The sequence below is a fragment of the Nocardia sp. NPDC046763 genome, assembly GCF_040645495.1.
In the GTDB taxonomy this organism is placed as follows: domain Bacteria; phylum Actinomycetota; class Actinomycetes; order Mycobacteriales; family Mycobacteriaceae; genus Nocardia.
Window position 1 is genome coordinate 17,979 of the sequence record NZ_JBEYYI010000042.1, and the last position, 25,265, is coordinate 43,243.

Annotated in this window: 24 protein-coding genes; 17 read left to right on the plus strand and 7 right to left on the minus strand. The window is 67.8% G+C overall.

Annotated elements, in window-relative coordinates:
* Window positions 1-9 precede the first annotated feature (9 nt).
* The gene (locus ABZ909_RS40220; RefSeq protein ID WP_357011078.1) at window positions 10-1,500 is read right to left on the minus strand and encodes a CoA-acylating methylmalonate-semialdehyde dehydrogenase; all 1,491 of its coding nucleotides are present in this window, start codon (window positions 1,498-1,500) and stop codon (window positions 10-12) included.
* Window positions 1,501-1,604: 104 nt separating this feature from the next.
* On the opposite strand from ABZ909_RS40220, the gene ABZ909_RS40225 reads away from it, so the two are divergent.
* The 4 genes from ABZ909_RS40225 (at window position 1,605) to ABZ909_RS40240 (ending at window position 8,045) form a co-directional block, all read left to right on the plus strand.
* Window positions 1,605-3,206: a PucR family transcriptional regulator gene (locus tag ABZ909_RS40225; RefSeq protein ID WP_357011080.1), complete on the plus strand. Its 1,602-nt coding sequence runs from the start codon at window positions 1,605-1,607 to the stop codon at window positions 3,204-3,206.
* A 44-nt stretch (window positions 3,207-3,250) separates the two neighbouring features.
* Entirely contained in the window at window positions 3,251-6,058 is a 2,808-nt protein-coding gene (locus ABZ909_RS40230) for a BTAD domain-containing putative transcriptional regulator (RefSeq protein WP_357011082.1), read from the plus strand.
* Between the two features lie 80 nt (window positions 6,059-6,138).
* On the plus strand, window positions 6,139-7,353 hold the full coding sequence (locus ABZ909_RS40235) for an FAD-dependent monooxygenase (RefSeq protein WP_357011084.1): 1,215 nt from the start codon (window positions 6,139-6,141) through the stop codon (window positions 7,351-7,353).
* A gap of 119 nt (window positions 7,354-7,472) precedes the next feature.
* The gene (locus tag ABZ909_RS40240) at window positions 7,473-8,045 is read left to right on the plus strand and encodes an isoprenylcysteine carboxylmethyltransferase family protein (protein WP_357011086.1); all 573 of its coding nucleotides are present in this window, start codon (window positions 7,473-7,475) and stop codon (window positions 8,043-8,045) included.
* A gap of 2 nt (window positions 8,046-8,047) precedes the next feature.
* Here ABZ909_RS40240 and ABZ909_RS40245 read toward each other — a convergent pair whose 3' ends face one another.
* On the minus strand, window positions 8,048-8,890 hold the full coding sequence (locus ABZ909_RS40245) for a hypothetical protein (RefSeq protein WP_357011087.1): 843 nt from the start codon (window positions 8,888-8,890) through the stop codon (window positions 8,048-8,050).
* A gap of 250 nt (window positions 8,891-9,140) precedes the next feature.
* Between ABZ909_RS40245 and ABZ909_RS40250 the strand changes: the two genes are divergently transcribed.
* From ABZ909_RS40250 to ABZ909_RS40270, 5 genes are all read left to right on the plus strand, one after another.
* Window positions 9,141-10,655 carry an APC family permease gene (locus tag ABZ909_RS40250; RefSeq protein WP_357011089.1) on the plus strand — a complete coding sequence of 505 codons (1,515 nt, stop codon included), beginning with the start codon at window positions 9,141-9,143 and terminating at the stop codon, window positions 10,653-10,655.
* Window positions 10,656-10,668: 13 nt separating this feature from the next.
* On the plus strand, window positions 10,669-12,057 hold the full coding sequence (locus tag ABZ909_RS40255; protein ID WP_357011092.1) for a cytosine permease: 1,389 nt from the start codon (window positions 10,669-10,671) through the stop codon (window positions 12,055-12,057).
* Between the two features lie 5 nt (window positions 12,058-12,062).
* Entirely contained in the window at window positions 12,063-12,512 is a 450-nt protein-coding gene (locus ABZ909_RS40260) for a nucleoside deaminase (RefSeq protein WP_357011094.1), read from the plus strand.
* Window positions 12,509-13,468: a 2-oxoglutarate and iron-dependent oxygenase domain-containing protein gene (locus ABZ909_RS40265; protein ID WP_357011096.1), complete on the plus strand. Its 960-nt coding sequence runs from the start codon at window positions 12,509-12,511 to the stop codon at window positions 13,466-13,468. Before ABZ909_RS40260 ends, ABZ909_RS40265 begins: the two co-directional genes overlap by 4 nt.
* Window positions 13,469-13,596: 128 nt before the next feature.
* Window positions 13,597-14,274, plus strand: coding sequence for an NAD(P)-binding domain-containing protein (locus ABZ909_RS40270; protein ID WP_357011098.1), 678 nt, complete (start codon window positions 13,597-13,599; stop codon window positions 14,272-14,274).
* 76 nt (window positions 14,275-14,350) lie between these two features.
* Here the strand turns inward: ABZ909_RS40270 and ABZ909_RS40275 are convergent, their stop codons facing one another.
* Window positions 14,351-14,713: a DUF4189 domain-containing protein gene (locus ABZ909_RS40275; protein ID WP_357011100.1), complete on the minus strand. Its 363-nt coding sequence runs from the start codon at window positions 14,711-14,713 to the stop codon at window positions 14,351-14,353.
* Between the two features lie 359 nt (window positions 14,714-15,072).
* Between ABZ909_RS40275 and ABZ909_RS40280 the strand changes: the two genes are divergently transcribed.
* Together ABZ909_RS40280 and ABZ909_RS40285 are read left to right on the plus strand one after the other, a co-directional pair.
* Entirely contained in the window at window positions 15,073-15,621 is a 549-nt protein-coding gene (locus tag ABZ909_RS40280) for a phosphoribosyltransferase family protein (protein WP_357011101.1), read from the plus strand.
* Window positions 15,622-15,887: 266 nt separating this feature from the next.
* Window positions 15,888-17,153: an FAD-dependent monooxygenase gene (locus ABZ909_RS40285; RefSeq protein ID WP_357011103.1), complete on the plus strand. Its 1,266-nt coding sequence runs from the start codon at window positions 15,888-15,890 to the stop codon at window positions 17,151-17,153.
* Between the two features lie 85 nt (window positions 17,154-17,238).
* Here ABZ909_RS40285 and ABZ909_RS40290 read toward each other — a convergent pair whose 3' ends face one another.
* From ABZ909_RS40290 to ABZ909_RS40300, 3 genes are all read right to left on the minus strand, one after another.
* Window positions 17,239-17,439 (minus strand): hypothetical protein, encoded by a 201-nt coding sequence (locus ABZ909_RS40290; RefSeq protein ID WP_357011105.1) that lies wholly within the window; start codon window positions 17,437-17,439, stop codon window positions 17,239-17,241.
* A gap of 310 nt (window positions 17,440-17,749) precedes the next feature.
* A complete protein-coding gene (locus tag ABZ909_RS40295; RefSeq protein WP_357011145.1) occupies window positions 17,750-18,673 on the minus strand; it encodes an NADP-dependent oxidoreductase in 924 nt (307 codons plus the stop codon).
* Between the two features lie 74 nt (window positions 18,674-18,747).
* Window positions 18,748-19,482 carry an SDR family NAD(P)-dependent oxidoreductase gene (locus tag ABZ909_RS40300; RefSeq protein ID WP_357011107.1) on the minus strand — a complete coding sequence of 245 codons (735 nt, stop codon included), beginning with the start codon at window positions 19,480-19,482 and terminating at the stop codon, window positions 18,748-18,750.
* On the opposite strand from ABZ909_RS40300, the gene ABZ909_RS40305 reads away from it, so the two are divergent.
* From ABZ909_RS40305 to mraY, 4 genes are all read left to right on the plus strand, one after another.
* On the plus strand, window positions 19,366-20,427 hold the full coding sequence (locus tag ABZ909_RS40305) for a LysR family transcriptional regulator (protein ID WP_357011109.1): 1,062 nt from the start codon (window positions 19,366-19,368) through the stop codon (window positions 20,425-20,427). The genes ABZ909_RS40300 and ABZ909_RS40305 overlap by 117 nt on opposite strands.
* Before the next feature lie 552 nt (window positions 20,428-20,979).
* A complete protein-coding gene (locus tag ABZ909_RS40310) occupies window positions 20,980-21,852 on the plus strand; it encodes a DJ-1/PfpI family protein (protein WP_357011111.1) in 873 nt (290 codons plus the stop codon).
* A complete protein-coding gene (locus ABZ909_RS40315) occupies window positions 21,849-22,403 on the plus strand; it encodes a serine hydrolase domain-containing protein (protein ID WP_357011113.1) in 555 nt (184 codons plus the stop codon). The genes ABZ909_RS40310 and ABZ909_RS40315 overlap by 4 nt, the downstream gene beginning before the upstream one ends.
* Window positions 22,404-22,738: 335 nt before the next feature.
* The gene (gene mraY, locus ABZ909_RS40320; RefSeq protein ID WP_357011115.1) at window positions 22,739-23,815 is read left to right on the plus strand and encodes a phospho-N-acetylmuramoyl-pentapeptide-transferase; all 1,077 of its coding nucleotides are present in this window, start codon (window positions 22,739-22,741) and stop codon (window positions 23,813-23,815) included.
* 116 nt (window positions 23,816-23,931) lie between these two features.
* On the opposite strand, the gene ABZ909_RS40325 is transcribed toward mraY, so the two are convergent.
* The gene (locus ABZ909_RS40325; protein WP_357011117.1) at window positions 23,932-24,360 is read right to left on the minus strand and encodes a hypothetical protein; all 429 of its coding nucleotides are present in this window, start codon (window positions 24,358-24,360) and stop codon (window positions 23,932-23,934) included.
* A 274-nt stretch (window positions 24,361-24,634) separates the two neighbouring features.
* Between ABZ909_RS40325 and ABZ909_RS40330 the strand changes: the two genes are divergently transcribed.
* Together ABZ909_RS40330 and ABZ909_RS40335 are read left to right on the plus strand one after the other, a co-directional pair.
* Complete coding sequence (locus ABZ909_RS40330; RefSeq protein WP_357011119.1) at window positions 24,635-24,778, plus strand: hypothetical protein; 144 nt, start codon at window positions 24,635-24,637, stop codon at window positions 24,776-24,778.
* Window positions 24,779-24,946: 168 nt separating this feature from the next.
* Window positions 24,947-25,195: a DUF6400 family protein gene (locus ABZ909_RS40335; RefSeq protein WP_357011147.1), complete on the plus strand. Its 249-nt coding sequence runs from the start codon at window positions 24,947-24,949 to the stop codon at window positions 25,193-25,195.
* Window positions 25,196-25,265: the final 70 nt, after the last annotated feature.

Below are 25,265 nucleotides of genomic sequence, written 5' to 3' on the forward strand. Positions count from 1 at the left end.
GGACTCCGTTCAGTGGTTCTGGGGGAAGCCGAGGTTCAGGCCGCCGTGGCTGGGGTCGAGCCAGCGGGTGGTGACGGCCTTGGTGCGGGTGAAGAAGTGCACGCCGTCGGTGCCGTGCGCATGCGAATCGCCGAAGAGGGAGTTCTTCCAGCCTCCGAAACTGTAGTAGGCCATGGGGACCGGAATGGGGACATTGATGCCGACCATGCCGACCTCGACCTCGTTGTGGAAGCGCCGGGCCGCGCCCCCGTCATTGGTGAACAGGGCGGTGCCGTTGCCGTAGGGGTTGGCGTTGATCAGGGCCAGCGCCTCGTCGTAGCTGTCCATGCGGACCACCGACAGCACCGGGCCGAAGATCTCGTCGGTGTAGACGCTCATATCGGTGGTGACGTGGTCGAGAATGGTGGGACCCAGCCAGAATCCGTCGGCCGCGCCGTCGGCGGCCACCGCGCGGCCGTCGAGAACCACGGTGGCGCCCGAGGATTCGCCCGCCGCGATGTAGGCGGCCACCTTGTCGCGGTGCGCCTCGGTCACCAGCGGGCCCATATCGGTGCCGCGGGTGCCGTCGCCGGTGCGAATGGTCTTGGCGCGCTCGGTGATCCGCGCCACCAGGTCGTCGGCGATATCGCCGACCGCCACCAGCGCGCTGATGGCCATGCAGCGTTCACCGGCCGAGCCGAAGCCCGCGTTCACGGCGGCGTCGGCGGCCAGGTCCAGATCCGCGTCGGGCAGCACCACCATGTGGTTCTTGGCGCCGCCGAGAGCCTGCACGCGCTTGCCGGCGGCGGTGCCGTGCTCGTAGACGTACTTGGCGATCGGGGTCGAGCCGACGAACGACACCGCCTTGATGGCGGGGTTCGCCAGCAGTTCGTCCACCGCCACCTTGTCGCCCTGGACCACATTGAACACCCCGTCGGGCAGCCCGGCCTCGCGCCACAGCTCGGCCAGCCACAGCGAGGGCGAGGGATCCTTCTCGCTCGGCTTGAGCACCACGGTGTTGCCGGCCGCGATGGCGACGGGGAAGAACCACATGGGCACCATGGCCGGGAAGTTGAACGGCGAGATGATGGCCACCGGGCCCAGGGCTTGCCGCACGGAGAAGATGTCGACCTTGGTGGAGGCGTTCTCGGTGTAGCCGCCCTTGAGCAGATGCGGTATGCCGCAGGCGAATTCGACGACCTCGAGGCCGCGGGTGACCTCGCCCAGCGCGTCGGCGAGCACCTTGCCGTGCTCGCTGGTGATGAGGGCGGCCAGCTCCTCCTTGCGCTCGTTGAGCAGTTCGCGGAAGCGGAACAGCACCTGGGTGCGCTTGGCCAGGGAGGCGTCGCGCCAGGCGGGGAACGCGGCCACGGCGGATTCGATCACGGTGCGGACGTCGGCCGCGGAGGCCAGGGCGACCTGTCCGGTCACCACGCCGGTCGCGGGATTGGTGACCGGTGCGGTCGCCGTGCTGGAACCGGTGAAGGACTTGCCGTCGAGCCAGTGTGCGATGGTCTGCATATCTCCTCGATTCCGTGAGTGTCCGTCCCTACTCTGCGCCATTACCCGCCGGTTGATTCCCGACGTTGTGTATCCATTTTCCAACTTCGTATTACGATTCGTCGGTGCTCCTCTCCGTTGCTGATGTGCTGGCCATGCCGGTCGTGCGGGCCGGGCAGCCGCGGGTCGTGGGCGGCGGTCCGCTGGATCGGCCGGTGCGGTGGGTGCATGTGAGCGAACTGCCGGACGTGGCGAAACTACTGGTGGGACGGGAATTGATTCTCACCACCGGACAGGCCCTGGCCGGTAGCGACGCGGCCACCGTGGCCTATCTGGAATCGCTGGCCGTGGCCGGGGTGTCCGGGCTGGTCATCGAATTGGGCACCTACGTGCGGGAATTGTCGCCGGTGGTGGCCGAGACCGCCGACCGGGTGGGGTTGCCGATCGTGGCGCTGCACCGGGTGGTGCGGTTCGTGGAGGTCACCGAGGCCGTGCACCGGGTGATCGTGGCCGACCAGTACGCCGAGCTGGAATTCGCGCGCACGGTGCACGAGACGTTCACGGCGCTGAGTGTCCGGCGGGCGTCCTTGGCCGAAATCGTGAAGACGGCTGCCGGGATGCTGGACGCCTCGGTCGTGCTCGAGGACCTGGCGCATCGCGTGCTGGCCCTGACCGCGCGCCACACCGGCACCTCGGCCCTGCTCGAGCACTGGGAGACCACCTCCCGGCTGCTGCCCGACACCGACCCGAATGTGGTTCCGGTGGGCCCGCATACGCAGCGCTGGGGCCGGCTCATCCTGCGCTCCAGCCGGGTGCCCACGGCCCGCGCGCGCACGGTGCTCGAACGCGCGGCGCAGACACTGACCCTGCACCGGATGATCGAGCGCGACCGTTTCGGCCTGCACCGGCAGGCCCAGACCGGGCTCATCGACGATATGGTCAACGGCCGCCTCACCGACGAGCGCGACGCCGTGGCGCTGGCGGCGGCGCTCGGGCTGGCCCGCCGCGCCCGCTATGTCCCGCTCGCGGTGGATGTCGCGGCGGCGGCCGAAACGGATCCGGTGGCGCAGCAACGCCGTACGGCCGCACTGCTGGACGCGGCGCTGCACGGGGTTGCGCTGGCCAAGGCCACCGCGCTGGCGGCACCCGACCACGGCAATCGGGTCACCATCGTGCTGGGCGTCTCCCGGAGCGGCGACCTGGACAACGCGCTCACCGCGATCTGCTCGGCCATGCTCGCGGAGATCCGCCGCGTGGCGGGTGTGGAGCGCGCGGTCATCGGCGCCGGCGGCGAATCGGACTCCCTCCTCGACACCGCGCGCGAGCTGGCCCAGGCCGCACACGTCGCCGAAGTCGCTCTCTCCCTGGACCCTTCGGTCCCGCGCCCGTTCTATCGCAGCGGCGACGTCCGCCTGCGCGGCCTACTGTCCCTTATCCGCGACGAGCCGGGCGTCCAGCGCTTCGCCGAGACCGAGCTGAGCGCCCTGCTCCGGCACGACATCCGCAATGCCACCGACCTCGCCCGCACCCTGCGTCAATTTCTCGACCTGGCAGGCAACAAGACCGAACTCGCCAAACGCCTCAATATCAGCCGGCCCACCCTCTACGACCGCCTGTCCCGCATCGAACGCATCCTCGACGTCGATCTCGACAACGGCGAGACCCGCACCTCCCTCCACACCGCCCTGCTCATCCGAGACCTGGTCGCTGCTCCCGAACCCCGCTGACCGCAGCCCGCGGGATCCTCCGCCCGCCCGGGCATACTGGCCGCGTGGAGTTCGGGATTCTGGGTCCGATCGAGGCACGGCGGGCCGATGGAGGCCCGTTTCCGATCGGAGGTCCGCAGGTGCGGGCCTTGCTGGCGGTGTTGGCATTGGATGCCGGGCGGGTGGTCGGCCGGGAGCGGCTGATCGACGACCTGTACGGGGCCGAGCCGCCGGGGGATGTGGGGCACGCGTTGCAGTCGCAGGTGTCGCGGCTGCGGCGGGCATTGCGGAATGCGGTGGGGGACAGGGAGTTCGTCGAGTCCGCCGGGGCGGGTTATCGATTGGCGGTCGATCCGGAGGCGGTGGACGCGCTTCGGTTCGCGCGGCTGGCCGAGCAGGGACGGAAAGCCCTGCGGGACCGGGATTCCGGCGCGGCGATGACGCTGCTGGACGAGGCGCTCGGATTGTGGCGGGGTCCGGCGCTGGCCGATGTGCGGGACGCGCCCTTCGCCGAGAGTCGGGCCGCGCGGCTGGACGAGGCGCGGCTGGCCGCCGAGGAGGATCGGGCGGAGGCCGCGCTGGCGGTGGGGGAGTCGCAGGCCGTGGTGGCGACCCTGTCGGAATTGGTTGCGGCACATCCCCTCCGGGAGCGGGCGCGCGCTCTGCTCATGCGTGCCATGTATGCGGCGGGCCGCCAGGCCGAGGCACTGGAATCCTTCGAAGCGGGACGACGGCTGCTCGCCGACGAGCTCGGGGCCGATCCCTCGGCCGAGCTCATGGACGCCCACCTGGCGATCCTGCGCGCGGATGAGGGATCGGCCGTGTCGGATCGGCGGCTGCCCACACCGCTCACCAGCTTCGTCGGCCGGGAGGACGAACTCGCGCGGCTGGTGCCACTGGTCGCCCAGGCTCGCCTCGTCACCCTGATCGGCCCCGGCGGCACCGGGAAGACGCGCCTGGCGCTGGCGGCGGGCAGCCGGGTCCGCGGCGACGTCTGCTTCGTCGAATTGGCGCCGCTGGTGGACGGTGTGCAGGCGGCCCAGGCGATCGCGAGCGCCCTGGGCGGCCGCGACCTGTCGGCGCATGCGGCCCTCGGACCCCGCGATTCCGAGTCGCAGCTGGTCGCCATGCTCGCCGACCGTCCGCTGCTGCTCATCCTCGACAATTGCGAGCACGTCGTCCTCGACATCGCCCGCCTCGCGCACCGCCTGCTGGTGGCCTGCCCGAGCCTGCGCATTCTCGCCACCAGCCGCGAAGCGCTGCGGGTCACGGGCGAAACGCTGTTCCCGGTCCCCCAGTTGCCCATGGCCTCAACCGATTCGGTGCTGGCCGACCAGCTGGCCGCCCCGGCCGTGCGCCTGTTCGCCGACCGCGCCGCCGCGGTCCGCCCCGGCTTTCTCCCGGACGCGGGCACCATCGCGGTGGTCGCCCGCATCTGCCGCCGCCTCGACGGCCTCCCGCTCGCGATCGAGCTCGCCGCCGCCCGCCTGCGCACCCTCGACCTCCCCGAGATCGACGCCCGCCTCACCGACCGCTTCCGCCTGCTGGCCCGCGGCGACCGCACCGCCGAACCCCGCCACCAGACCCTGCAAGCCGTGGTGGCCTGGAGCTGGGAACTGCTCGACCCCGCCGAACAGCAACTGGCCCAGCACTTCTCGGTCTTCGCGGGCGGCGCGACCACGGAACAGGCCCGCCGGGTGTGCGACATCGACGATATCGACGACCTCCTCGCCGACCTCACCGACAAATCCCTCCTGGACCTCGCCGCCGGGCGCTACCGCATGCTCGAAACCATCCGCGAATTCGCCCGCACCCGCGCCATCGAATCCGGCGAGCACGAGAGAACCCAACGCGCCCACGCCGAATACTTCGCCGACATAGCCGAGACCGCCGACCCCCAACTACGCACCGCCACCCAACTACAGCACTTGGCCCGCCTCACCACCGACCACGACAACCTCCAGTCCGCCCTGCACTGGTCCGCCACCGCCGACCCCGCCCTCGCCGCCCGCCTCATTGCCGCCCAAGCCTGGTACTGGTGGCTCACCGGCCACTCCGGCGACGGCCCCGCCCTCGCCAACCGCCTGCTCTCCGAACTGTCCCGGTCCGGGTCGCCGGTTGCCGTGGATGCCGAGCAATACGCGTTGGCGGTGGCGGTGGCGGCGCGGGGACGGGATGATCTCGCGGCCGAGGTCGAGCGGGCGGCGGCGAGGGTTGCGGCGCAGGAGTATCCGATGCGGCGACCGCATCTGATCTTTCTGCTCGCCCTCACGGGCGGGATGCTGCCGGGGAAGCCTGCGGAGTTGCGCCGGCTGTTCGGGGCGGATGACTGGTCGCAGGCGTTTCTGCGGCTGGGGGACGGGATGGGGTTGTTCATGTCCGGGCGGGTCGACGAGTCCGAGCCGGAGTTCGCCGTGGCGCTGGTGGGATTCCGGCGGATCGGGGACCGGTGGGCGATCGCTGCCACCTTGGACAAGCTGGCGGCCGTGGCCGAGCGGCGTGGCGATCGGGCCGCCTCGCTGGCTCTGATCGACGAGGCGATCGCGGTGAACACCGAATTGGGTTGGGCCGCGGACACTGCCGACCTCTTGACCCGTCGCGGCGACATTCACCTCGGCGGGGCGGCGGAGCGGGATACCGACGCGGCACGCGCGGATTATCAACGGGCGGCGGAGCTGTCGCGGACGCACGGCGCGATCGATATGTACGCCGGTGCACTTCGTGGCCTGGGGGATATCGCTCGTGCCGAGGATCCGGCCGCAGCGCGGAGCCTGTACAGGTCGGTGCTGGAGATCCCGGCCGGTGGTTCGATCGCCATCACCGAGGCGCACGAGCGGGCGCGGGAGGGGCTCGCACTCGTGGGAGACGCCTGAAATAGCAGGTCATGGTGTTGATGAGGGCCGGTGAGCCGACGGTGAGGAGTTGGTGAGCGCCCCGGCCGAAGCTTTGTGACATGACCAGCACACAGCAGTTCGCCAACAAGACCGTCCTCATCTCCGGCGCCAGCGTCGCCGGCCCGGCCCTCGCCTTCTGGCTGGAGAAGTACGGCTTCACCGTCACCGTCGTGGAGCAGGCACCGGCCCTGCGCGAGGGCGGGTACAAGGTCGATATCCGCGGCGTGGCAATGGAAGTCGTGGAGCGCATGGGACTCACCGACGAGATCCGCAAGGCTTCCACCGATATGCGCGGCGGCGCGTGGGTGGACGCGACCGGTAAGGCGATCGCCACCCTCGGACCCGACCTGATCGGCATGCGTTCGCCCGGCGACGACGAGGTGCTGCGCGGCGACCTGGCGCGAATCCTGTTCGACGCCACCAAGAGCGGCGTCGACTACCGGTTCGGCGACGCCATCACCGAGCTGATCGAGCACGCCGACGGCGTCGAGGTGCACTTCCGGCACGCCGCTCCCCAGGTGTTCGACCTGGTGATCGGCGCGGACGGCATGCATTCCACGGTGCGCCGCAGCGTCTTCGGCGCGGAGGATCAGTTCGCCCGGCACACCGGCATGGCCGCCTGCGTCGTCTCGGTGCCGAACTACCTCGACCTCGACCACTGGGAGCTCATCCACACCGCCCCCGGCAAGGTCGTGCAGGTGTACAGCACGCAGCGCTCGGCGGCCAAGGCGCAGTTCATCTTTCCCGCCCCCGAGCAGCTGCCGGACCGCCGCGACACCGCCGCACAGCAGCGGCTGGTGGCCGGGGCCTTCGCGGACGGCGGCTGGGAGACGGCGACCCTGCTCGACGCCATACCGGACTCGCCGGACTTCTATTTCGACACGGTGAGCCAGATCCACCTGGAGCACTGGTCCGCCGGCCGTATCGCCCTGGTCGGCGACGCCGCCTACTGCCCCTCCCCGCTGTCCGGGCAGGGCACCAGCATGGCTCTGGTCGGTGCGTACGTGCTGGCCGGTGAGCTGCGCGCCGCCGCGGGCGACCATCGCGTCGCCTTCGCCGCCTACCAGGACCGCATGCGCGAGTACGTCGACGAGAACCTGACCCTGGGCTGGAACAACGCCACCCGGATGGTCGCCGCCGACGCCCGCGCCCTGCGCATGCAGATGACCATGATGCGCATGCTGCGCTGGATGCCGTGGAAGGGCATGGCCCTGCGCCCGATCATGAAGCCGATCGAGAAGGCCGCCAATGCCATTCGACTCGAGCGGTACTGATCGGGCCGCGGTCTCGGCATCAGGTCTGATCCGGGGCGCCCAGAGTTCATTCTCCGGGTGGATCCCTGATGCCGGCCGATCCCGTTTGATGGTTATCTCGAACTGGAAGGGAGTCCGACGTGACCATCGCCGTGTACACCACCTGGGCGTGGATGGCATTCGAGATCGCGCTGCGGGTGCGGGATCGCATGCGCGGCACCGGCTCCACCGCCGGGGACGGCCACACCAGGCTGCTCATCTTCGTGCTGGTGGCCGCCGCCATGACGGTCGCCAGCTTCGCCGGCATCTTCCTCCCGGCCGACAGCCCGCTGCGCTTTCCCGGACCGGTCCTGTCGTGGCAGATCCTCGGCGTCGCCCTCATGTGGCTGGGCCTGGTCGTGCGAGCCTGGGCGATCGCGGTGCTGGGCAAGCACTTTCGCACCACCGTCGAGGTGGACCGCGACCAGCCGGTCATCAGCAACGGCCCCTACCGGTGGATCCGGCACCCCTCCTACACCGGCATCCTGCTGCTGACACTGGGCTTCGGCCTGGCAGCCGGCAACTACGTGTCCCTGCTCCTCACCACCGTGGTCCCGGTCTACGCGTTCCTGCGCCGGATCACGCTCGAGGAGAAGACACTGGTGGCGACCCTGGGCGCACCCTACGAGACCTATCGGCACATGACCAAGCGCCTGGTTCCCGGCGTCTGGTGACCTCAGGCGGGGTCGGCGCCCATCGGGTTCGGGTAGGGGACCTCGCCGCTGCGGACCACGGCGCGGGCGGCGGGGGTGAGGGCGGACAGCGTTTCGAGGATGCCCGGGACGCCGCGGTAGGCGGTCATGGCCAGGGCGTCGGTACGGGCCTCGATGTGCGCGCGCAGGGCGCGCCCGGCCTCGGTGATGCCGTCGGCGTTCAGCAGGCCGCGGTCGGTGAGCCGCTCTCGCGCTGCCTTCCAATCGGTTTCGCTCCAGCCGCGATTGTCGCGCCACAGCTGCGCGGAGGTGCCGGTGGACGCCGAGAACAGCACGTGCGCCTCGCAGCCGTCGATGCCCTCGCTCAGCAGGCACGCCACATGGCCGTCGCCGCGGTGTTCGCGCAGGGCCGTGACCGCCTGCCAGAGGGCGTGGACGGAGTCGTCCGGGACGGGAAGGTCGCGATTGGCGGCGAAGAGCGGGCGGCCCGCCGCCGGCGCGGTGGCAATGGCCTGCTGCAGGCGCGGGACGGCGCGGGCGGCGATGTCGGCGATATCGGGCACCACGGTGCGCAGGACCGCGGCCGCGGCGATGGTGCGGGTGGCGATGATCGCGTCCGGTGCGGCGAAACCCCAGGCGTCCGGGATGGCCCGCCGGACCATGGCCGGATGGAAGTTGTAGAAGGTAGCCTCGACGACCGACGGTCCGACCGCGCCGAGCGGGGCCGAGCGCGCCGCGAAGTAGCCCATCCAGAAACCGCGCAGGCCAATGGCTTTGTTGGCGGCGATGCAGTCGGCGGCGAAATAGGTGACGGCGTGCAGAGGCTCCAGCACGCGCCACGCCTCGCGGGCGAGGTCGTTGTCCATGCACTCACCCTAGCGGCTGAATTCAGCGAGGTGAAGCCAGATCGGTGATGCGGGCAGCTGGGGAGTGCGCATCAAAATTGCTGTGCGCCATACGATCCGTAAAATACTGGCCCGCCTTTCCGGCCGACTGTAAGAATAGTGACCTGAGTCACGTCTTTGGTTTCTACCGGTAACTCCGTTTCATATCCAGGCAACATTCCCGCCCGAACATTCCTCGCAGGTCAGTCGACCAAGATTGAGGAGCTTCACCATGGAATCGAGTGCACCAACCGTACTTTCAGGGGGATCGGACACATCCGCAGCGGGGGTGTCGCGGCTCAAACCCAATGTGGTCGGTCTGCTCGGCGTGGTGTTCATGGCCGTCGCGACGGCCGCGCCCATCACCGCGATGACCGGGAATGTTCCGTTCATGATGTCGGCCGGCAGCGGAATCGGCACGCCCGCAGCGTTTTTGATCGCCATGGTGGTGCTGGCCACCTTCACCGTCGGCTACACCACCATGGCCAAGCACATCACCACCACCGGCGCGTTCTACGGTTTCATCTCCTACGGCCTGGGCCGCACCGCGGGCCTGTCGGCCGGGCTGCTGGCCACCTTCGCCTACATGGTGTTCGAGCCGTCGCTGATCGGCATCTTCTCGAGCTTCGCGCACAACACCGTCTCCGATCAGGTCGGCGTGAACATTCCGTGGTGGGTGTTCGCCATCCTGATGCTGGTGATCAATGGCCTGGGTACCTGGTTCGGTGTCGCCGTGGCCGAACGGCTGCTCATCGTGCTGCTGGTCACCGAGGTGACCGTGCTGACCGTCATGGGGCTGTCGGTGCTGCTGCACGGCGGCGGGCCGGACGGGTTGTCGCTGGCTCCGATCAATCCGGTCAACGCCTTCCACGGCGCGTCCGCGGGCCTGGGACTGTTCTTCGCCTTCTGGTCGTGGGTCGGGTTCGAATCCACCGCCATCTACGGTGAGGAATCCAAGGATCCGAAGCGAATCATCCCGCGCGCCACCATGATCGCCGTTCTCGGTGTCGGCGTGTTCTACCTGTTCATCTCCTGGATGACCATTTCCGGCAACGGGCAGGGCAGAGCCATGGAACTGGCGGCCTCCGACAATCCGATGAATCTCTTCTTCGCGCCCACCGAACGCTATGTGGGGCACTGGGCCGTGGACACCATGCAGTGGCTGATGGTCACCGGTTCGCTGGCCTGCGGCATGGCCTTCCACAACTGCGCCTCCCGCTACCTCTACGCGCTCGGCCGCGAGGACGTGATTCCCGCGCTGCAGCGGACGATCGGAAAGACCCACCCGCAGAACGGATCCCCGTACATCGCCGGCCTGGTGCAGACCGCCTTCTCGGCCATGCTGGTGCTGGCCTTCGGCCTCGCGGGCAAGGACCCCTACGCCAGCCTCTACACGTTGATGGCGGTGCTCGGCACCATGGCGATCCTGATCGTGCAGGCCGTGTGTTCCTTCGCGGTCATCGCCTACTTCCGCAACCACCACCCCGAAACCCGGCACTGGTTCCGCACTCTGGTGGCCCCACTGGTGGGTGGCGTGGCCATGATCGGCGTGGTGCTGCTGCTGGTCCTCAATATGGACACTGCCGCCGGAAGCGAGGCCGGATCGCTGATCCTGAAGGCGACGCCGTACCTGGTGGCCGCCGTCGCCATCGCCGGTATCGGCTACGCCCTGTACCTTCGGCGCACCGATCCCGGTCGCTACGCGCTGCTGGGCCGGACCGTGCTGGAAGAATCCCACGAGCGCTGAGAGGCGGAAAGCCATGACCGACACCGAGATCCGGCCCGCCTACGGCGACCGCGTGATAGCCGTCGAGCCCGGCGGCGACGACTGTATCCCGGAGGATGCCCGGCACGGCACGCCGCGAAAGCTGTTCTGGACGTGGATGTCTCCCAATATGGAGTTCGCCACCGTCTTCGTGGGCGTGCTCGCCGTGACCGCGTACGGCATGAACTTCTGGCAGGCGAGCCTGGGCATCGTCGTGGGTACCGGGCTGGGCGCGGCCGCCCACTACCTGCTGTCGGCGCGTGGGCCCCTGCACGGCGTCCCGCAAATGGTGCTGGGGCGCTTGGCCTTCGGCTATCGCGGAAATACCCTGCCCGCCGCGTTCATGGCGGTCATGTGCGGGGTGGGCTGGTTCGCGACGAACTCCGTCAGCGGCGCGTTCGCGCTGAATTCCCTGACCGGCATGCCGAAACTGACCGCGCTGCTGGTGATCGTGGTGGTGCAGACCGCCTTCGCCTTCTTCGGCCACAATCTGGTGCAGGCGGTGGAACGCATCGCCTTCCCGCTGCTGACCATCGTGTTCGCCATCGTCACCGTGGTGATCTTCAGCAAGGCGTCGCTGGGCGCGCCCGCACCCGCCGGGGGTGTGGGCGGCATGGGTGGATTCCTGCTCACCGTCGGTACCGCCTTCGGCTACGGCGCGGGCTGGAATCCCTACGCGGCGGACTACTCCCGCTATCTGCCCGCGACGGTGTCACGGGTCGCGACGGGCGCGTACGCCTCGGCGGGCCTGTTCATTTCCTGTGTCTGGCTGGAGGTGGTCGGCGTGGCCTCGGCGACCGTGGCGAGCGCCGCTCAGGGCAGTCCCACCGATGTGTTCACCGCCAACCTGCCCAAGCTGCTGGCGGACCTGACCCTGCTGGCCATCGCGGTGGGCGCGGTGGCCGCCAATGCGCTCAATGTCTACTCGGGCGCAATGGCTTTCGTGACCATGGGTTTCACGTTCTCGGTGCGCACTCAGCGGGCGCTGGTGTCGGCGGCCTTCGGGGTGATCGGGTTCCTGGTGGCCTGGTGGGCGCTGCCGGATGCGGCGGCCAGCTACGAGGGCTTCCTGCTCATCGTCGCGTACTGGATCGGCCCGTGGCTGGGTGTGGTGTTCGCCGACGAGTACCTGCGTCGCGGTCAGCGCATCGACCATCTTCTCTACGACCGCGGCCACCGCAATTGGGCCGGCGTGGCGGCGTTCCTGGCCGGGCTGGTGGTGTCGGTGCTGCTGTTCTCCAATCAGGAGAAGTTCGTCGGCTTCGTCGCCAAGGCGGTGCCGCAGCTGGGCGACATCACCTTCTTCGTTGGCTTCCTGCTCTCCGGCGCGGCCTATCCGATCGTCAACCGCTTCCGGATCTCCCGCGCCGCGGTGGCAGCATGATCGGCATGATCAATGCGCAGGATCTGCTGGTCACCGCCTACGAAGAGGCGCAACTCGGGCTGCGGGAAGGCGGGATTCCCATCGGGGCGGCCCTGTTCGACAGCGCCGGCATGCTGCTCGGTCGCGGCCACAACCGCCGCGTCCAGAACGACGACCCCAGCGTGCACGCCGAGACCGACGCCTTCCGCAATGCCGGCCGCCGCCGCGACTACCGCGACACCATCATGGTCACCACCTTGTCCCCGTGCTGGTACTGCAGCGGTTTGGTCCGCCAGTTCGGCATCGGCGCGGTCATCGTGGGGGAGTCGCGCACCTTCACCGGTGGCCACGACTGGCTGGCCGCACACGGGGTTTCCATCACCGTGCTCGACGACCCGGCCTGCGTGGACATGATGACCCGCTTCATCACGGAACGGCCCGAGCTATGGAACGAGGACATAGGAGTAGCCGAATGACCCCGATCGCGACCGTCGACCTGGACCGCTGGCGCGAAGGCGGCGAGTCCGCGGCCGCGGTGCTGCGCGAGGTGGACGCGGGCATGCAGCGCGCCGGATTCCTCCTGGTGCGCGGACACGGTGTGCCGCACGGGCTTCCGGCCGACCTGAGGGCGGCGGCCCGGCGCTTCTTCGCGCTCCCGCCCGAGGTGAAACAGCGCTACGCGGTCTCCGTCGGCGGGCGCGGCTGGATCGGTCCCGGCCTCGAGGCCAATGGCTACGCCGAGGGCACCGAGACCCCGCCGGATCTCAAGGAGACCTTCGCGATCGGCGCGGACACCCGCACCGGCGACGCGCTGATCGACACCGTATGGTTCCTCGACAATGTCTGGCCCGAGGAGGTGGGCGAACTGCGCGAGCTGTTCCTCGCCTACACCGCGGCCATGCGCACCCTGTCCGACGAACTGCTCGCCCTCTTCGCCGCCGCACTCGACCTGCCGCACAACCCCTTCGAGGGCCTGGCGAGCCACCCGACCTGGACCTGCAATATCAACCGGTACCCGCCGCTGGCCGAGGTCGGCCCGCCCGAACCCGGCCAGTTCCGGATCGGTCCGCACACCGACTTCGGCACCGTCACCGTCCTCGACCGCGAACCCGGCGCGGGCGGATTGCAGGTCTACACCGCAGACGGCGGCTGGGAGGACGCCCCCTACGACCCATCCGCCGTGACCGTGAACATCGGTGACCTGCTGGCCTACTGGAGCGGCCAGCGCTGGCCCGCGGGCCGCCACCGCGTACTCCCGCCCCAGGAGTCCGCACCCGACGAGGACCTGGTGTCGCTCATCTACTTCTACGAACTCGACCACGACGCCCGGGTGACACCCCTCGAGCCGCCCGTCGGCCGAGTCTCCGGCCTGGCGCCGGTCGTCTCCGCCGAATTCCTGCGCACCCGCCTCGACGCCATCACCCTCGGCTGAGACCGCCCGGCGAGCTCCCACGGCCGTCGCGTGCCGGCGGCCGTGGGTGCGACCCGTATCCGCCCACCCGGTGACCGCCGGAGAATCTCGCGGGAACATTGCCCGCCGCGACCGCGTTGCCAGCGGGCATGACAACGCTCGGATTGATCGGAAGCGGAAAAATCGGCGGCACCCTGGCCCGGCTGGCCGTGGCCGCAGGGATCGATGTGGTACTGAGCAATTCACGAGGGCCGGAGAGCCTGGCGGAGCTGGTGGCCGAACTGGGGGAGCGGGCCCGTGCCGCGACCCCGGCCGAGGCGGCCGCCGCGGGGGACATCGTGGTGGTGACGGTACCGCTCAAGGCGTACCAGCAGGTACCGGCCGATCCACTGGTCGGCAAGGTGGTCATCGACACCAACAACTACTATCCCGACCGCGACGGCGAATTCGCCGATCTGGTCGCGGGTGTGGCCACCAGTTCCGAACTGCTGCAACGGCATCTGCCGCGCTCACGGGTCGTGAAGGCGTTCAACAACATCCTGTTCAAGCATCTGGCCGTGCTGGCCCGCCCCGCCGGGGCGGCCGATCGCACCGCGCTGCCCATCGCCGGTGATGATACCGCGGCGAAAACCGCTGCGGCCGAACTGATCAGCAGACTCGGCTACGACACCGTCGACATCGGCTCGCTCGCCGACAGCTGGCGCACCCAGCCCGAAACCCCGGTCTACGGCACGCCCTACGCCGTCGCCGCGCCGTTCTGGGAGAACGAGGCGGCCCCGGCCGATGTGGAGACGGTGCGTAAGGCGGTCGAAGCCGCCGAACGCTGAAGCCTCCGAAAGGGCTTCAGCGCAAGGAATCCGGGGTCGGCCGACCAGGTCAGGGCGGTCGTCCGGCCCCGGTGGTTCAGTCGTTGCAGATGGCCGTTCGCACGAGGTACGAGTCGGGGTACCACTTGGCGGAGTTCTCGGCGTCATCCGGCGTCGCGCCATAGCCGCCGGTGTACTTGTTCATCGACTCCGAGAAGGCCACCGCGCCGCAGCCGGTGAAGGTGGTGACGGTCGAGCAGCTGGCCTTGGCGCACTTGTCGATGGCGGCCTGGCTCGCCGCGCCCTCGGTGTCGTAGTTCCAGGACCAACCCAGGTCGCCGTAGTCGGACACCGCGATCGCGCCCCAGGAGCCGGGGGCGGCCTGTGCCGGGGCCGCGGGCAGCACCGCGGCGGCGGTGGCGAAAGCGAGTCCGGACAGGGTGAACAGAGTCTTGCGCATGTTGTTCCTTGTGTTGATCGAACCGGCGCGCGCATCCCTGTGGGGTGAGGGTGCGAGCGCCACTGTCGAGTCAAGATCGACGGGCCTCGAAAACGCGTTAACCGGCAAGTGATTGGGGCACAGCGTGTCCGGGGTCGGGCGAACGCCCGTATCGCATCCTTGGATTGGCTCGGTAGGGTAGCTGTGCAGCAACGTATTTGACGTCGACGGACGGGCCGAGCGGATGATCGTCACCGCCCAGTCCAGGGCACCGGCGAGCATCAGCCCGGCGCGTAGACCACGGCGTATTGACCGTAGTGGATACGCCTCATGTGAAATCCATTTGAGTCCAAGGGGCGACGACCACCACACTGCCCGTTGTGTCCCTGTCCGCACACGATGCCGTTGCCGATCATTTCCGTTGGATCGATGGCCACGCCGACGTCTGGGCGATCTTCAGAGACGCCGAAGCCCTTGCTGTCGTTGTCACGGCCCTGGCAGAGCCATTCCGCGGCACCGGCGTAACCGCCGTGTGCGGCGTCGAGTCCCGCGGTTTCCTGCTGGGCGCCGCTGTGGCGGTTGAGCTGGGCGTCGGTTTTGTTCCGATCCGCAAGGGGCTGGGCATGCTTCCGGGTACGAAGCTCGCCCGAAGATCGGCCCCGGACTATCGCGGCATCGCCCATACGCTTCGTCTTCAACGGTCGTCACTGAGAGGGGAGGATCGTGTCGTGCTGGTGGACGACTGGATCGAAACAGGGAACCAGGCCGCCGCCGTGAAGGAGATGGTTGAGCAAGCAGGAGCCGGCTGGGCTGGGTGCAGTGTCGTTATCGACCAGCTCACCAACGATACCCACCGAGACATCCTGGGCCCGGTCATCTCACTGCTTGCCGCGCAGCAACTCCCACCGCAACGCAAGTCCGCCACATGAAGTCCTCGGCACACTCTCGAGCCGCATACCGCGCTGACCGAACCGGCCGGCGCGGGTGCGTGGAAGATCAACTGGCAGGAGTCATCTGAGCCCGCCGACCGAACGTCGTCAGTGCCCGGTAATGCCGAGTGCAGGGCGTTCGCGGAGGCGTGGACACGATCTCGGCGGTACCGATGAATTCTGTGTGGGTGCGTCGTCGATACCGCTGAATACACCGACAGCGGTGACCGCGTTGTGCAGCGCGGAAGGACCACATGGAGGCAGTGATGAGCGTCGATCCCGCGCAGGGGCAATCGATCTGGACAGGTGGGCAGGGAGACGCGGTGAGCGGTCCCCGGGTGTTGGTTGTGGGGGCGAGCATCGCGGGGCCCGCGGTGGCCCACTGGCTGCGCCGACGCGGGGCCGAGGTGACGGTGGTGGAGCGGGCACCCGAGTTGCGTCCCGGTGGGCAGGCGGTGGACGCACGTGGGGTGGCCAAGGAAGTCATCCGGCGAATGGGGTTGGACGCAGCGGTGCGCGCGGCCTGCACCGACACCGCAGGCGCGCACACCGTGGATGCGGACGGGAACGTGCTGGAGACCTTTGCTGCCGAAGATGACGGTGGCGACGGGTTCATCGCAGAGATCGAGATCCTGCGCGGGGACTTGTCGCGGGTGCTCTATGAAGCCACCTGTGACGATGTCGAATACATCTTCGGCGACCGGATCGCCGAGCTGATCCAGGACGCGGACGGGGTCGACGTGGTCTTCGCGGGCGGCGACCGGCGGCGCTTCGAGTTGGTGATCGGGGCGGACGGTCTGCACTCATCACTGCGCGCGATGGTCTTCGGGCCGCACGAGGGGTTCCTCCACCACCTGGGGCACGTGCTGGCCTTCTACAGTGTGCCCAACGAGTTCGGGCTGGACCGCTGGCTGCTCGAGTACCAGGAGCCCGGGCGCTCCGCACTGCTGCGCCCCATCCAGGACGCCAGCCGGGCGATGTCCATGTTCTACTTCGCCGCGGCTGACTTCGACGTCGACTACCGTGACGTCGAGGCCCAGAAGCGTTTGCTGCGTGAGCAGATGGCGGGCCTGGGCTGGTTGACCCCGGACATCCTCGCGCATCTGGACGACACCCCGGACTTCTACCTGGATCAGGTCGCCCAGGTGGTGATGGACCGCTGGTCGTGTGGACGGGTGGGGTTGCTCGGGGACGCGGCGTTCAGTTCGTCGCCGATGTCGGGCCAGGGCACCGGGCTGGCGCTGGTCGGCGCCTATCTGCTGGCCGGTGAACTGGCCGCCGCTAATTGGGATCCCGAGGCCGGGTTCGCCCGCTACGAGGAGCGGATGCGCTCGTTCGTCGAAGCCAACCAGGAGATCGGCCGATTGAACGCCCGCAGCCGCGAGGTCCCCGGTCCGAACGCCGAGCCGAGTCCCGATTTCACCGGCGAATGGTTCGCCGAGCTCCTCGGCCGCGCGATCAACGGCGTCGAATTGCCCGACTACACAGAGATTCCAGATTCCGGAGCTCCGGCCCTCAAAGGCGGCAACTGAACACACCTCATGCCGCGCCCCGCGTTGACCGAACCGGCCAGCGCGGGGCGGGCGACAGGCGGTGTCGGCGCGGCAGTCTTGGCCCTCAGGTGTAGACGTTGCGACCGTACTCGCCGTGCGGCAGCGTGAAATCGTCTGGTCGTTCCTCTCTCAGACGGTTGTATCGCAGCCCGAACTCGTCGATGGCTTCGTGGATACTGCAGTCCATTTCGGTCCTGATGGCTCGGAGCGCCTGGACCACCTTCTCAGCGACGATCAGATCGTCCACCGAGGTCTCGTCATTCACCTGAGCAGTGTGTCGGGTGCTCTGCGGGATCGGCAACCAGATTCCGACACAGCCCCAAAACGAGAGGGTGCGGCCGATGCGGCGAACGTACTCAATTGCCGCATACCGCGCTGACCGAACTGGCCCAGCACCGGGCATCGGAAGATCAACTGGCCGTGCCGATCCGAGGCTGGCGGAACATCGGCTACTGCCGAATGCCGGATGTGTAGCCGGCAGTGTCGTGGTCTTGGGGTTGCAGACAACCGTGCTGACGGGAATCAGCCCCCGCGGTTGAGCAGTCCTTGAAAGCGCGCCGCATTGTGTGTGTCAGCTAGGGCCTCAGCACGATTTTGCCGTGGGTGTGTCTGCGTTCGAGTTCGGTGTAGGCCTGACGAACCTGCGTCAACGGGTAGACGTTCGCGATCGGGACTTCGAGGTGTCCGTCGGCAATCAGGCCGGCCAATTCGGCGAGCACCTCGGCGCCCGGCCTGCCGTTGGGCCCGGGTTCGGTCTTGACCCCGTGCTTTGCGGCTGCTGCGAAATCGATGATGGTGTCGATCCGCTCGATTGCGACGCCGAGGGCAAGGGCCAGTTCGACGTACCCGTCGCCGTAGGTGTCGATGAAGGCATGGATGCCGCCCGGTGCGGCGGCCTTGATCCGGTCGGTGACGCCGTCACCGTATGCGACGGGGATCACGCCGTGGCTTTGCAGCCACTCGTGGTTGCCCTCGCTCGCCAGGCCGATGACCGTGGCTCCGGCACGGCGCGCGAGCTGAACGGCGAACGAGCCGACTCCTCCGGCGGCTCCGGAGATGACGACGGTCTCGCCCTTCTCGAGCTGTACGGAATGCACTGCCCCCCATGCAGTCACGCCGGCAATGTATAGGCCGCCCGCCACCTCCCATGGGACGTTCTTCGGTTTGGGGGTGAGGTTGTCGACGTCGACGAGGACCAGCTCGGCCTGGGCGGCCCGCTTCTCGGAGAATCCGATCACCTCGTCGCCGGGCGAGAATCGGTCGGCTCCGGCGCCGATCTCGACGACGACTCCGGCGAGATCGCTGCCCTGCCCGGAGGGAAAGGTCGAGGGAAAGATGTCCGTCATCGCGCCGGCGCGTAATGCCGCCTCACCGGGGTTGATGCCTGCCGCTCTCACCTGCACGAGGACCTGCTCGTCCCCGGGCACGGGGCGGTCGATCTCCGCGATCCGCAGGACGTCGATTCCGCCGAATTCGTCGTATCTGACTGCCTTTGTCATTTTTTTTGCTTCTCCTCCGGCGCGCCATGCGCGGCCGACTTCGGGAACGGGAATGGTTCGCACGGGTGTGCCCGTCACCAGGGCACTGTTCCGGCGTCGTTGAGGAATTCGCCGGTCGGTCCGTCGTCGGGCAGGGTCGCGAGGTGAATCGCGATGGCCGCTCCCTGTTGCGGTGTACGGTCGCCGCTAAAACCGGTGAAGTCGGTGGCGGTCAAACCGGGACAGCCGGAGTTGATCAGGATGTTGGTATCACCCAGTTCCTTGACGTACTGGATAGTGACGGCGTTGAGGAAGGTCTTCGATGCCAAGTAGGCAGCAGGAACTGGGCCCATGTCGATGCCGGGTGTGGTTTGCAGGGCGAGCGAACCGACGCTGCTGGACATGTTGACGATTCGCGGTGAAGCCGAAGCGCGCAGCATCGGCAGCATCGCGTTGGTCACCCGAATGACCCCGATCACGTTGGTTTCCACGATAGCTCGCACGGTCGCGGGATCGACCGTGGTCGGTGTCTGCGGCATATCGCCGGTGACGCCGTTGATCGCGGCATTGTTCACCAGGACGTCGAGCCCTCCGGCATGGTCGGCGATCAATTCGGCTGCCGCGGCCACACTTGCATCGTCGGTCACGTCCAGCGGCACACCGAACGCATCGGTCCCGGCCGCGCGCAGCTTCTCCACCGCGGTGTCGCGGCGTTGCCGATCACGCGCGCCCACACCGATTCGCCAGCCGAGCGCGCCCAGGCCCGCCGCGATCTCGTATCCGATTCCCTTGTTCGCGCCGGTCACCAGCGCAATCGTCTGTTCACTCACATCGGCGATCCTGCTGCGAATCCGGGTGCAGCGTCCAAGACCGATCAGGTCGGCGGCAATACCGCACGGGTATCGGTCGTGGTCATCGCTGGATACCATGGCCCGGTGGAGACGCGGGAGATGCGATATTTCGTCGCCGTCGCCGAGGAGTTGCACTTCGGGCGGGCGGCACAACGGCTCGCGATGGCGCAACCGCCACTGTCTCGGGCGATCCAGCAGCTCGAACGGCGGCTCGGAGTCGTTCTGCTGCACCGCAATACTCGCGCGATCGCTTTGACCGAGGCCGGGTCGGTGCTCCTGCGGGAAGCCCGGCTCGCTCTCGAAGCGGTCGAAGCCGCCGAGCGCCGCACCCGCCGCGCCGCTGCCGAGCGGCCCGGTGTGGTGCTGGCCACCAAGGCAGGAGCGTCCAGAGAACTGTTGTCGAAGCTGCTGGACGCCTACGCCGCCGACCACACCGCTGTCGCAGTCGAGGTAATGCTGTGCGGGCCCGGCGAACCGGAAGGCCTGCTACGCAACGGGCGTGCCGACGTTGCTCTGCTCCAGCGGCCCTACGACATGACGGCCGGATTCGACATCGAGGATCTGCACACCGAACAGCAAGTCGTGGTCCTGCCCGCGGGGCATCCCCTCACCAACCGACCCCACATGTCGATGGCCGAGGTCAACGCCCTGACGGACCTACCCCTGCCGCGCTGGCCCCGACGGGATGGGAGTTATCCCGATGGCCCGGGCCCTCAGGTTCGCGACTTTACCCAGCTGACCCAGCTGATCGCGCTCGGACGGGCCTGCGCGCTCATGCCCGAGTCGCTGCGAGCCCAGCTACGCGACGATCACGCCATCGTGCCCGTGCCGGACGCACCGGCCGTCACGACCGTCATCGCCTGGCCACCACACAGCAGATCCAAAGCCGTTGCCGACCTTGTCCGTACGGCGATGCGCCTCTAGCCGATAACATCCGCAAATGCCGCATACCGCGCTGACCGAACCGGCCAGCGCGGGCGCCGGCGGCCGGAACCTGGTGCGGTGCAGAACGTCCGCTACTGCCGAGTTCCGTGCGACCGGTGCAATCCCTCACAATCCGGCGTGGAGCAGCAATTTCACGCCAATTCCTCAGCTGTAGTGCACGTTTAGAACAGTTGGGTTGGCCGTTCATGCCCGCATGGCCGCGCACTCTCCTGCCGCACACCGCGCTGACCGAACCGGCCAGCGCGGTGCGGCTGGCGGCGAGACCGACGGCGGCCCAAAGACATCCGCTTCTGCCGACTTTCGTGCGGTGTCGGGTCAGCACTGGAATACGTGGCTGATGCCAGTGCCCTTGGGACATCCCAGGTGGGCTGGGCCAAGGGCTGACTTCCACGTCGCCGCGACAGGCGACTAAGCCTCATCCATGGCCAGTAGGGGGCCGTCCATGGACAGCCATCTCCCGTAACCACTTCTCCCGCAAAGGGTTCAGCTTCACTGTGGCAATCTCCTACGTGCAGTAGTAGAAAGGTGGGTGTGTGGCGTCAGCGAAATCTGTTGCACCGCAATCCGAGAGATGGCTGCGCTGGGAAGGCAGAGATGTTTGCTGGTCGCCGGGATTTTCTGATGGGCGCTACCGCGGCTTTGGCCGGTGTGCCGTGGCTGCGCGAACAGGCCGGATCGCCGGGCGATAATTCAGCCCCGGTCCAGTCTGTCGATGAACCTCTGCTCAGCGGAAAAGAGCAGATCGCCATGGTCCTCTACCCTCGGTGCACGGCACTGGATTTCATCGGTCCCCAGTACGCGTTCGCATGCCTGTCAGGTGCCACCGTGCACCAGGTCGCGGCCACCATGGACCCGGTAATCACCGATACCGGAGTGACCCTGATGCCGACGACAACCTTCGATCAATGCCCTCGCGATGTCGATGTGCTGTTCGTGCCCGGCGGGACCGATGGAACGCTGGCCGCGATGCGCGAGGACAGCGTGGTTCGGTTCGTTGCGGATCGCGGCGCCAGAGCGAGATGGGTTACCAGTGTCTGCACCGGTTCACTGCTGCTGGGTGCGGCGGGGTTGTTGCATGGTTACCGGGCGACATCGCATTGGGTCGCACGCGATCTGCTCGCCGAAGCAGGTGCGATACCCACTGATTCACGCGTCGTCGTCGACCGCAATCGAGTCACCGGCGCGGGCGTCAGTGCCGGATTGGACCTGAGCTACGTCATCCTGTCGCTGTTACGGGACCAGCGCTACGCCGAAACGGTGCAACTGATGGCCGAATACGCGCCACGGCCACCATTCGACGCAGGCTCGCCCACTACCGCCCCACCGACGACGAAAGCCATGGTGGAGGCCATGTTCACCGAGTTCCGCACTGGGGTGACGGACACCTTGCGCGCCACGCGGTGAGGGCTGGATCGCCATATAGGTGGTGGTCTCACCCTGGTTCAGGGCGGAGGTCAGGGGTTTCCCGGATGCTGGCGATCGCCCTGCGCCAGCCGGCGCAGTTCGCGCCCGGATCCCGATACGCCTACACCAACTACATCATGCTCGGCATGCTGATCGAGAAGCTCACCGGTCGCGGCTATTCCGATGAGCTGACCGAGCGAATCATCGGCCCGCTCGGCCTGCACGACACCTATTTGCCCCCGCCCGGTGAGCGCGAGATCCGCGGCGAGCACCTGCACGGCTACCAGGCGACAGCGGCCGATGCGCCCAGGATTGAACCCTCCATTCCCTGGGCGGCGGGAGCGCTGGTGTCGACCGGGCACGACCTCAACACGTTCTGGCGGACCCTGTTCGATGGGCGGCTGGTCCCGGCTCCGCAACTGGCCGCATACCGCGCTGACCGAACCGGCCAGCGCGGGGCCGCTGGCGGCCGGAACCTGGTGCGGTGCAGAACGTCTGCTACTGCCGATGTCCGCCTCGCGGCCCTCCCCCCAGGTCCGGGAATCCAATAGTTGGTCACCATGACCGCAAACGGCATGGGATTCGACTTCAAGGCCGGGATCTGTTGCGGCTGAACGCCATTCGGTATCGGTAACCGTATCGGTCATGCTCCCCGAAACACGGTGAATGCCCCGCAATCTGCGCTATCCTCGCCTGGGCTTGTCGCATACGGCGCTGAGCGAAGCGGTCGGCGGCGACACCCGGTCCTGCCCACAAGTCTCCAGGTAGCCGAATGGCGTGCGCCACACAGGCAGCGGTCGCTCTCGGTGGTGTGCTTGGCTGACATCTGACCGTTTGGGTTGTGTCGATGCGGCGGGCCGCGATGGGAACGCTCGCAGGGGGGCAGATGAGGCAGATCTTGTTCGCGGCGATGGTCGCTCTGGCAGTGTCGATCACGTTGACGCCGCTCTTGATCCGGTTGTTCACCGAGAAGAAACTCGGTCAGGAGATCCGCGCCGAAGGACCCAGTAGCCACCAGGCCAAACGCGGAACGCCCACCATGGGCGGGATCGCGATCGTGATCGGCATGTGGGCGGGCTATCTGGGCTCGCATCTGATCGGCTTGCGCTATAACGCATCCGGAGTCACGGCCTCCGGGCTGCTGGTTTTGGGTCTGGCCACCGCGCTGGGTTTGGTCGGATTTCTCGACGATTTCATCAAGCTCTATAAGCGGCGCAATCTCGGGCTGACCGCCCGCGGCAAGTACGTCGGCCAATTCGGTGCCGCGATCATTTTCGGCGTGCTGGCACTGCGTTTCCCCGACAGCACCGGCCTGACCCCGGCCAGCAGGCACTTGTCGATCCTGCGCGATGTCGGCTGGCTGTCGTTCGTCCCGGCGTTGTTCCTGCTGGCGGTGTGCATCATGGTGGTCGCGTGGTCGAACGCGGTGAACATCACCGACGGGCTCGACGGTCTGGCCGCGGGATCGATGGGTCTGACTCTAGGCGCCTATGTGCTGATCACGTTCTGGCAGTACACCAACGCGTGCACGACCCGTCCCGGGGTGGGGTGCTACACGGTTCGCGACCCGCTCGATCTGGCCCTGGTCAGCGCTGCGGCGGGCGGGGCCTGCGTGGGGTTCCTGTGGTGGAACGCGGCACCGGCGAAGATCTTCATGGGCGATACCGGATCGCTGGCGTTGGGCGGGTTGCTGGCCGGGCTGTCCATCACGACCCGCACCGAACTGCTCATGGTCGTGATCGGTGCATTGTTCTGCGCCGAGATCCTCTCGGTTCTGTTGCAGATAGTCGTTTTCCGGACCACTCGCCGGCGCCTGTTCCGCATAGCCCCGATGCACCATCACTTCGAACTCAGCAGCTGGCCCGAGACCACGGTATCGATCCGATTCTGGCTGCTCGCAGCTATTTCCGCGGCTACCGGCCTGATGATGTTCTACGGAGAACACCTCGCAGTTGCCCGATAATGAAAACGTCCGCGACCGCCGCGCTGCGCGCAGCCATACTGCATATCTCGGTAGGGGGATCGATGGCGAACGTGCGGCTGCGGGTCGATGCGCGCCGACGTTCGTTCGCGCTACAGCTACCCTCCGCGCCGCGTCCGGACCCGCCGCGGGTTCTGGTTCTGCACGGCCACCGCTCGTCGGTGCTCGGACCGGTTCAGCGCTTGGCAGATTCGAGATCTCGACGCACGACCGGTTTCGGCGCGTGCGCCGATCGGTACGGCATCGCGGTGGCCTATCCGGATGCCTTCGCCGGTGCTTGGGCCGACGGCCGCGGTGTCACCACCGGTGATGAACACGGCATCGACGACGTCGCTTTCCTGCGCACGATTGCCGAGTGGTGCGCCGATCGGCACGGGACGCGGCGTGACGGCGTGCTCATGGCCGGCATCTCCAACGGCGCGTTCATGGCCCACCGGGTCGCGCTCGAGGCTGCCGACCTGGTGGCAGCGTTCGCCGCGGTCGCGGGCGGACTGCCCGCCGCATTGGCCGATCTGCGGCCGACTCATGCGGTCTCGGCTTTGCTGATCAACGGAACTGCCGATCGGATTCCCGATCGAGGGTGGATACTCGCGGCGTCGCGGCCCGAACGGCGAACTACGCGGGCGCGCCCTGTCGCTTGCCGAAACCGCCCGTCGCTGGGCCGAAATCAATCGATGCGCGCCCGACGAGACGGCCGAAGAGCGCCCGGCCGATGCCAACCCGACCCACCTGGCGGTCACTCGCTGCGCCGTCGGCGGCGGTGTCGGCGGAACTCAGGTGGAGGCGTGGACCATTCACGGTATGGGCCACACCTGGCCCGGCACACCCGTTCCCGCTGTCCTCGAGCCGATACTGGGCAAGACCCCGCAGAACCTCGACGCGGCCGATCAATTCTGCCGCTTCGCTCTTCCTCTACTCATCCCGGGCGACGACCGTCGACTCTGATCATCGAGTGCCGGACCGCATCGCACTACTCGACACAGTGGACGCATTTACTCCGCGGTCCAGTGCACGGGCATCGAATGTGACGAAGTCCAACCCTGGAACGTGATGCAGGTCATTGCTCGAGAAAGCGTGGTTGGGCATCGTCGTCAATTCGTTTTTGGAAAGAACCTGGTTGGAGATGCCCAAATGGCCGACCACAATTTTGCTTACGACCTCACGCTGGACGAGGTACGACGGCGCAGCGCCGTAGTCGCGGCGCTCGGCGACGACTGGGATCCGGTCGCGGTGCTCGCCGAGGAAGATCTGGCGTACGACATGCTGTACTCGAATCTCGATGATGAGCAGCAGCGGATCTACGAGGAACTCGTCCAGGCCGGGATCCTGCCGGATCGGGCGATGCGCCGTATTGCCGACTGATCTCACCGCCGAGTACGAGCCATGACGGGTCTTCGGCTGGTTGCCTCCAGCGAGTGGTGACCTGGCTGCT

Coding starts and splice junctions, on each gene's coding strand:
- ABZ909_RS40270 (WP_357011098.1), top strand. CDS start 13,597: ATGACAACGCTCGGATTGATCGGAAGCGGAAAAATCGGCGGCACCCTG.
- ABZ909_RS40250 (WP_357011089.1), top strand. CDS start 9,141: ATGGAATCGAGTGCACCAACCGTACTTTCAGGGGGATCGGACACATCC.
- ABZ909_RS40295 (WP_357011145.1), bottom strand. CDS start 18,673: ATGACAAAGGCAGTCAGATACGACGAATTCGGCGGAATCGACGTCCTG.
- ABZ909_RS40275 (WP_357011100.1), bottom strand. CDS start 14,713: ATGCGCAAGACTCTGTTCACCCTGTCCGGACTCGCTTTCGCCACCGCC.
- ABZ909_RS40220 (WP_357011078.1), bottom strand. CDS start 1,500: ATGCAGACCATCGCACACTGGCTCGACGGCAAGTCCTTCACCGGTTCC.
- ABZ909_RS40245 (WP_357011087.1), bottom strand. CDS start 8,890: ATGGACAACGACCTCGCCCGCGAGGCGTGGCGCGTGCTGGAGCCTCTG.
- ABZ909_RS40260 (WP_357011094.1), top strand. CDS start 12,063: ATGATCAATGCGCAGGATCTGCTGGTCACCGCCTACGAAGAGGCGCAA.
- mraY (WP_357011115.1), top strand. CDS start 22,739: ATGAGGCAGATCTTGTTCGCGGCGATGGTCGCTCTGGCAGTGTCGATC.
- ABZ909_RS40235 (WP_357011084.1), top strand. CDS start 6,139: ATGACCAGCACACAGCAGTTCGCCAACAAGACCGTCCTCATCTCCGGC.
- ABZ909_RS40265 (WP_357011096.1), top strand. CDS start 12,509: ATGACCCCGATCGCGACCGTCGACCTGGACCGCTGGCGCGAAGGCGGC.
- ABZ909_RS40255 (WP_357011092.1), top strand. CDS start 10,669: ATGACCGACACCGAGATCCGGCCCGCCTACGGCGACCGCGTGATAGCC.
- ABZ909_RS40325 (WP_357011117.1), bottom strand. CDS start 24,360: ATGAGTCGGCCGCAGATCGGCCAATGCGGCGGGCAGTCCGCCCGCGAC.
- ABZ909_RS40330 (WP_357011119.1), top strand. CDS start 24,635: ATGGGCCACACCTGGCCCGGCACACCCGTTCCCGCTGTCCTCGAGCCG.
- ABZ909_RS40285 (WP_357011103.1), top strand. CDS start 15,888: ATGAGCGTCGATCCCGCGCAGGGGCAATCGATCTGGACAGGTGGGCAG.